Origin of the sequence: Aeromonas cavernicola, assembly GCF_002795305.1 — a bacterium.
GTDB classification, from domain to species: domain Bacteria; phylum Pseudomonadota; class Gammaproteobacteria; order Enterobacterales; family Aeromonadaceae; genus Aeromonas; species Aeromonas cavernicola.
In genome coordinates, this window is the sequence record NZ_PGGC01000285.1 from 1 (window position 1) to 1,562 (window position 1,562).

Sequence of the window (1,562 nt, forward strand, 5' to 3'; positions counted from 1 at the left end):
TACCAGCGCCCCAGCCCTCCATCTTTACCTTCCCGAAAGGGGCGCGTCCCGGCACCTTGCTGCACAGTCTGTTCGAGACCATCGATTTTCAGAGCGCCGGCGGCAACTCGCTGGCAGAGCATATCGCCAGTTTGTTGCTGCAAGACGGCTTCGACGAGAGCTGGGCTCCCGTGCTGCAACAGCAGGTGGAGGCGGTGCTCGATACTCCCCTTGAAACGGGTTTTGGCGAGCCGGTGCGGCTGCGGGATCTGGCCCCCGAGCGCAAACAGGTGGAGCTGGAGTTCTTCCTGCCCATGGGACGGGTGACGGCACCGGCGCTGACTGCGCTCTGCCAGCAGCACGACCCGCTGTCGCGGGGCAACAAGCCGCTCAGCTTTGCCACCGTGCAGGGGATGCTCAAGGGCTTTATCGACTTGGTGTTCGAGTGGCAGGGGCGCTGGTATCTGCTCGACTACAAATCGAATCACCTCGGCTTGAGCCCCGCCGATTACAGCCGTCCGGCGCTGGAGCGGGCGATGGCCGAGCATCGCTACGACCTGCAATACCAGCTCTACTCGCTGGCGCTGCACCGGCTGCTCACCCTGCGCCTGCCGGGTTACGACTTCGAGCAGCACTTTGGCGGCGTTTTCTATCTGTTCCTGCGCGGCATGCCGCAGGGGGGCATTTTCCATACCCGCCCGAGCCGTGAACTGGTGCTGGGGTTGGATAAGTTGTTTCGCGAAGGCAGTGAGCTGCCAGCAGCGGGATCCCAAGCATTTAACGAGGTAGAGGCATGAGCGGCACCATGATCAGCACCGCAGCCAGCACAATGATGGTTGAACGGTTGAAAACACTGGCGCTGGCTGGCCGCATCCGCCAGCTGGATCTGCAATTTGCCAGGCTGGTGGCCGACCTTGGCGGTAGCCCCGAACTGGTACTGGGGGCGGCGCTCGCCTGCTTCGAGCTGGGGCGCGGCCATGTCTGTCTGCCGCTGGAGATGCTCGCTGCCGGATCCCTGCTCCCGTTCGGGTTGGATCCCCAGCAGAGCCGGGATCTGCTGCTGGATCTGGCGGATCTTGCCCGCTGGCCTGCGCTGTTTGCGGCAAGTCCCTTAGTAGGTTGTGAACAAAGAGCTGGTACGGAGCAGGATGAGGGGCCTGCCCCGCGCTGGCCGCTGCGGCTGTGGCACGGGCGGCTCTACCTCACCCGCTACCACGATTTTGAACTGGGGGTGGCCCGCCATCTGCGCGCCCTGAGCGAGCGAGCCGAATGGCCGGAGATTGCCCCGGCCCTGTCGCGGCTGTTTGCCCGCGACTATGGGTTGGTGTTCGCGGCGCTGCTCAAGGCCCGCCTCGCCCCCGACTTCTCGGCCCGCCACTTTATCGAGAAGTATCTGGATCTGGTGTTCCCGAACGAAGTGGACTGGCCCGCCATCGAAGGGCTGCTGGCCAGCGCCCAGGCGGCGAGCGACTTGAGCAAGCTGGATGCGCTGGTGCCCGAGGCGCTCTGCTGCAACGGCCAGCGCGGGGCAGGCCCCTCATCCTGCTCCGTACCAGCGCTTTGTTCACAACCTACTAAGGGAC

The 1,562-nt window shown here is 64.5% G+C and carries 1 protein-coding gene and 1 pseudogene; both read left to right on the forward strand.

Going from position 1 to position 1,562, the window contains the following annotated elements; all coding sequences use genetic code 11:
* Positions 1-776 (forward strand): PD-(D/E)XK nuclease family protein (locus tag CUC53_RS18570; protein ID WP_201796809.1); only part of this gene is annotated, 776 nt, incomplete at its 5' end.
* Positions 773-1,562: pseudogene (locus tag CUC53_RS18575) on the forward strand (exodeoxyribonuclease V subunit alpha); the annotation flags it as partial. The gene CUC53_RS18570 and the pseudogene CUC53_RS18575, both read left to right, overlap by 4 nt.